This window comes from Flectobacillus sp. (assembly GCF_049240685.1).
Taxonomy (GTDB): domain Bacteria; phylum Bacteroidota; class Bacteroidia; order Cytophagales; family Spirosomataceae; genus Flectobacillus.
Genome location: NZ_JBMLSD010000509.1, coordinates 1 through 5858, shown reverse-complemented (window position 1 = coordinate 5858; position 5858 = coordinate 1). Strand labels below are relative to the sequence as shown.

The 5858-nt window shown below is 39.4% G+C and carries 5 protein-coding genes; 3 read left to right on the top strand and 2 right to left on the bottom strand.

Annotated elements, in window-relative coordinates:
* The coding region (locus tag ACOVQ4_RS23590) for an aspartate 1-decarboxylase (protein WP_421823039.1) at positions 1-107 on the bottom strand (107 nt) is incomplete at its 3' end.
* 147 nt (positions 108-254) lie between these two features.
* The gene (gene panC, locus ACOVQ4_RS23585; protein ID WP_421823038.1) at positions 255-1109 is read right to left on the bottom strand and encodes a pantoate--beta-alanine ligase; all 855 of its coding nucleotides are present in this window, start codon (positions 1107-1109) and stop codon (positions 255-257) included.
* 322 nt (positions 1110-1431) lie between these two features.
* On the opposite strand from panC, the gene ACOVQ4_RS23580 reads away from it, so the two are divergent.
* From ACOVQ4_RS23580 to glmS, 3 genes are all read left to right on the top strand, one after another.
* On the top strand, positions 1432-2241 hold the full coding sequence (locus ACOVQ4_RS23580) for a glycogen/starch synthase (RefSeq protein ID WP_421823037.1): 810 nt from the start codon (positions 1432-1434) through the stop codon (positions 2239-2241).
* Entirely contained in the window at positions 2153-3667 is a 1515-nt protein-coding gene (locus ACOVQ4_RS23575) for a DUF4270 family protein (RefSeq protein ID WP_421823036.1), read from the top strand. Before ACOVQ4_RS23580 ends, ACOVQ4_RS23575 begins: the two co-directional genes overlap by 89 nt.
* Positions 3668-3866: 199 nt before the next feature.
* Positions 3867-5702: a glutamine--fructose-6-phosphate transaminase (isomerizing) gene (gene glmS, locus ACOVQ4_RS23570; RefSeq protein ID WP_421823035.1), complete on the top strand. Its 1836-nt coding sequence runs from the start codon at positions 3867-3869 to the stop codon at positions 5700-5702.
* Positions 5703-5858 lie beyond the last annotated feature (156 nt).

The window sequence follows — 5858 nt, the reverse complement described above, 5'->3', positions numbered from 1 at the left end:
GCAGCATCCATCAAATCTTCGTCGATTGTAACGCTACCTACATAATTGAGCTCCGCTTGCGTGATTTTAACACGATGGAGCTTTGATTTCATGACATGAATAAACATGACTTTGTAGTTAAAATTTGCAAATATTTGAGTGTGTAACAAAGCACACGCCTCAATAATTGCACAAAGATAGTTTATGTAAAGAGTTATTTGATAATTAAAAGGACTAATTCTTACTGGATAGAAACGGCCACTTATTTACCAAAACTATATTACAATATTATCTATCAGGCGGGTTTTACCTAAAAAGGCGGCAATACATAATGCTATTTTACCTCCTTCAGAATTTTGTGATAAAGTGCCGTTGAATGGTTGAAGAGTATCAAAATCAGAGACTTCAAAATATTCCAACTCAATACCCTCGATTGTTTTTAGAAAGTCCGCGAGTTCGGATTTTACTACCGATACTGCTTTGTCTTGTAAGAGGCCGGCCTTTGCATTGTTGAGGGCTTGATACAAAAACGGGGCAATAGCACGCTGCTCCGGACTAAGATTTCTGTTTCTTGAAGACATTGCTAGGCCGTCTTCTTCGCGTTGGGTAGGACAAATCACAAGTTCCAGATTAAAGCTTAGTTCATTGACCAAGCATGAAATTACGGCGCACTGTTGTAAATCCTTCTGTCCAAAAAATGCTTTATCGGGTTGAATAATGTGAAATAATTTTGAAACAACAATACCTACTCCATTAAAATGCCCGGGTCTGAAGGCACCTTCCATGACAGTTTCTAATGCCCCAAAATCAAACTTCATAGAAGGCAATTTGGGATACATTTCATCGACTGAAGGCGCAAACAAAATCTCACAACCTGCATCTTTCAACATTTGACTGTCGGCCTCGAGGGTGCGTGGATAAACAGCCAAGTCGTGCGAATTATTAAATTGAGTAGGGTTTACAAAAATACTGCAAACTACTACATCCGACTGGGCTTTGGCCTGATTAATAAGAGAGATATGTCCTTGATGCAGAGCACCCATAGTTGGAACTAACCCTACTGATAAGCCTTGCGTACGAAGTTGTTTGAGATGTTTTTGTAAAGTGGAAATTTGATGAAATACTAACATCCTGTTTTTGTTTTAGTTAGTCTATAAAATCTATTGCCCACGCTTGTATAAGTTGGGTAGTTGAGTGGATGAAGAAGGCAAAAAAACTTCAAAACTACGGGGTTCTTTTACATTCTTCGCAAAATGATTGTGGAATTTCCGTATTTTTTTTATATTTTTGCATAATTTTTTTCGAAATCTGTGCTTGTTTTTTGTTAGCGTTGATTGGTTGTATGCAAGGTTTGGGTGATTGATAGGAGATAAATTGCTCGATAAAACACTTGTTAAATTTTACAACAGTTAACACTTTTTAACAACTACTAAGCTCCTAACTACGACAACAATGTCTAAATTGCGTATCCTTTACGTTGCCAGCGAAGTTGACCCATTCCTTTCTACTACTCAGGTAGCTGATTTTGTAAGAAAATTGCCAGCGGCCATGCAAGAAAAGGGAATGGAGATTAGAATCTTGGTGCCAAGATTCGGGTTGATCAATGAACGTAAAAACCGTCTTCATGAGGTAGTAAGATTATCGGGCTTCACCGTTCCTGTGGGCGATGATGATAAGCCTGTGACCATAAAGGTAGCAAGTTTGCCATCAGCAAAATTGCAGGTGTATTTTATTGATAACGAAGACTACTTCCAACGTAAGACTGTTTTCACCGACAAAGAAGACAACTTTTACTCGGACAATGACGAGCGAGCAATATTCTTTTGCAAGGGCTCGTTAGAAACCGTGAAGAAATTAAGATGGGCTCCGGATATTGTGCATTGCAATGACTGGATGACGTCGCTTGTGCCGTTGTACTTAAAAACAACTTACAAGAACGATCCAATGTTCAAAGATGCTAAAGTCGTATTCTCAGTTTATAATAGTGCTTTTTCTCACAAATTTGAAGCAAATAGTTTGTACGAGAAAGTGAAGTTGATGGACATAGAGGATACTATGCTAGATAGCTTGAAAACGGCTGACTATGCTGGCTTTATCAAAATTGGCGCAGAGTATGCAGATACTGTGATTACCTCAGAAGAAGAAGTTACGGAGAAATTTAACACAATTGTTGATGAATTACCAGACAAAAAAATCGAGTTTGTTCCTGAAGAAAATATCGAGAGCTACTACAACCTTTACACAGATTTGGCAAGTGCGTAACCTTTGGGTGCTCCTTGTTGGTGCGTTCTTGATGGCCTGTGATGACCCTGAAGAAATCGGTACGGAGCTTTTTGGTCAAGATATCGGCCTAGCCTATACCGACACGCTGACGGTAGAGGCGTCTACAATTCAATTAGACTCGATGCAGACTTCTGGTATTCCGTCGGTGTTTGTTGGAAGTATGAGCCATCCAGTTTTTGGTGATTACACAGCTAAGACTTTCTTCCAGCCAACCAATATCGATACGATTAAAATTGATACCGCTGGAACTAACGCCTACAAAGCATCTTTGGTAGAATCTGTGGATTCTCTTGCGCTCTATTTGGTTTTTCGTCGTGTGGCAGGTGATACTACAAAAGCCCAAACTTTCAAGCTTTACAGGGTAAAAAGCTCTGCAACCCCAACTGTAAGTAAAGTTTACAATACGGGCGATGCACTACCTGAATACGATCCTACGCCATTAGCAACAGTGACTAGAAATCCTTTGAAGCCTATCAGAAATGCCAATTCTACTTCTGAAGATACTTCAAAGTACAGTTATGTGAAGATACCTCTACCAATGGCTCTTGCCAGAGAGATTTTTGCAAAACGTAATCTTTCAAGTGCTAATGCGGTAGTTTATGATAAGTTCAAGGATGTAATAAAAGGCTTTGTATTGGTAAGTGAAACGAGTCAAAATTCCGCTTTATCTTACTTTTCGGTGGCTCAGAGTATGATGGATCTTTCTTATCATTATACTTATACTTATCGAAAAACCACAGGGGTCGATACTACCGTGAGTGTCAATAAAACTACTTCATTCTATTTGAGTAATGGTACTGCTGCGACAGGCGAACAAAATGTTCGCTGGACCAACGTTACCGTAAATAGAAAGGGTGCTTTGGCCAACATCAAAAAAGCTGCTGATGCGCTTAAGTCATCGGATGCTGGTGGTTATGTGTATATGGATAATATCTCAGGTTTGGCACTGAAGTTGAAGTTCCCTACTTTATTGAGTTTGAAAAACAATAAAAATATAGCTATCAACAAAGCCGAATTGGTTTTAGAACCAGACCAGCCTCTATCGGGCTTCTCTCGAATTACCAATCTGGTGGCAATTCAGGAAAATGGAGCTAATCGTCCATTACGCAATACCTCGACCAATGGTTTTGTTTATGCTAATAGCGAGACTCAAATTGCCTCTTATGCTACAAAAGCCAATAGCTATACGTTTAACGTAACGTCGGCTCTTCAAAACATTTTATCGGGTAGAGCAACCTCTAATGGATGGATTCTAACACCAACTTGGATTGGTTTAGCATCAAGTACTGCTACTTCTGTTTCGGTATTATCTAGTTCGAGAATCGTTTCGGTAGAACCAGTACAGGCAGTTTTTAATGCAAAAAATATTAAATTGAAAATCTATTACACACATATTTCTAAGTAATAGTTGGCAAAATTTTTGCTACTACTTTAAAGCGGAATACTCATTGTTGAGTATTCCGCTTTTTATTTTGCAGTAATATATTGCCGTATTTTTTAGTAAAAAATCATGATAGTTAAGGCATTTTGATTATTTTTACACATCAAACACAAGAATAAAACAACTATAATCAATCAAATTTTCAAACTATAATCATTATACTATGTGTGGAATTGTAGCCTATGTCGGGCATCGTGACGCCGCACCTTTGATTCTCAAAGGTTTAAAACGTTTGGAATACCGTGGTTATGATAGTGCTGGTATAGCATTGTTGAACGGAGCATTAAATGTTTACAAGAAAAAAGGTAAGGTAAAGGATTTAGAGGAGGCAATTACCAACGAAACACTCCATAGTACCATTGGCATTGGACACACTCGTTGGGCAACCCACGGCGAGCCCAACGACCGAAATGCTCACCCGCATTATTCTGCTAGTCGTAACTTAGCGATTATTCATAATGGTATCATCGAAAACTACAGTTCTATCAAGAAAAATTTGATAAAAAAAGGACATGAGTTTCACTCTGATACCGATTCAGAAGTATTTGTTCATTTTATTGAAGATATCCAAATCAATGCAGGCTGTTCATTAGAAGAGGCGGTACGTTTGGCGATGAAGGAGGTTGTAGGAGCTTATGCCATTGTGATAATGGATGCTAGTAATCCAACGCAATTGATTGCTGCTCGAAAGGGTTCTCCTTTGGTGATTGGGGTAGGAGAGAAGGAGTTTTTCTTTGCTTCTGACGCCACGCCCATTATTGAGTATACGCACGAGATGATTTATCTGAACGATTACGAAATTGCTGTAGTACGTGAGGGTGAGTTAACGGTTAAAAACATTGATAATGCACTACAATCTCCGTATATACAAACGGTAGAGTTAGAACTTGAGGCTATCGAAAAAGGAGGATATGAGCACTTTATGCTCAAAGAAATATTCGAACAACCTCGTTCGGTAGCAGATTGTCTTCGTGGTCGTGTCAATGCAGATAATGGACATTTAGTACTGGGTGGCTTGCGTGAATATATAGACAAACTTGCAAAGGCCAAACGTATTGTGATTGTGGCCTGTGGGACTTCGTGGCATGCGGGCTTAGTGGCAGAGTATCTTTTTGAAGAATTAGCCCGTATCAACGTGGAAGTAGAATATGCTTCAGAATTTAGATACCGCAATCCTATCATTAAAGAAGGGGATTTTGTTATTGCGATATCTCAGTCTGGCGAAACCGCTGATACATTGGCGGCAATTGAACTAGCCAAGTCAAAAGGGGCTACGATTATTGGTGTTTGTAATGTCGTAGGCTCATCTATTCCTCGTGCTACTCATGCGGGTGCCTATACTCATGCTGGACCTGAAATTGGGGTAGCATCCACAAAAGCTTTTACAGCTCAAGTTATCGTGCTTACACAAATGGCCATTGCGGTTGCTCGCAAAAAAGGAACATTGCATGAGGATACCTTTAGAAGACTATTGTTTGAATTGGAGCGCATTCCTCATAAAATTGAAACAGTTTTACAAAGTGATGGCAAAATCAAGGAGATTGCAGAGAAATTTAAAGACGCTCGTAACTTTATCTACTTGGGACGTGGCTACAACTTCCCTGTAGCTTTGGAAGGCGCTTTAAAATTAAAAGAGATTTCTTATATTCATGCCGAAGGCTATCCTGCTGCTGAAATGAAGCATGGTCCTATTGCCTTGATTGATGCAGAAATGCCAGTAGTATTTATTGCAACCAAAGATAGCTCTTACGACAAAGTGGTTTCGAATATCCAAGAGGTGAAAGCTCGTAAAGGTCAGGTGATTGCTATTGTAACCGAAGGTGACAAGTTAATTCCAACGATGGCAGATTATGTGGTCGAAATTCCTGCCATGCACGAGGCCTTGATTCCCTTGGTGTCGGTGATTCCTTTGCAGTTGCTTTCTTATCATATAGCCGTGATGCGCGGTTGCAATGTAGATCAACCTCGTAACCTTGCCAAGTCTGTAACGGTAGAGTAGGTGTTGGTGCTAAATAGTAAGTTTTGAATAATCTATATTTGACATTCAAAATGAGATTGGATTATTGCCTAGTTCGAAACTTAGTCTTGGACTAGAGTTTTTCGCTTAATGCTGACGGTTTCCAGTCTAGTGCGTTATGGTGCAATCTTTCTTAAT

What these genes read in the sequence shown, in the direction of transcription:
- ACOVQ4_RS23580 (WP_421823037.1), top strand. Translation starts at nt 1,432, where the DNA reads ATGTCTAAATTGCGTATCCTTTACGTTGCCAGCGAAGTTGACCCATTC.
- ACOVQ4_RS23575 (WP_421823036.1), top strand. Translation starts at nt 2,153, where the DNA reads ATGAATTACCAGACAAAAAAATCGAGTTTGTTCCTGAAGAAAATATCG.
- glmS (WP_421823035.1), top strand. Translation starts at nt 3,867, where the DNA reads ATGTGTGGAATTGTAGCCTATGTCGGGCATCGTGACGCCGCACCTTTG.
- panC (WP_421823038.1), bottom strand. Translation starts at nt 1,109, where the DNA reads ATGTTAGTATTTCATCAAATTTCCACTTTACAAAAACATCTCAAACAA.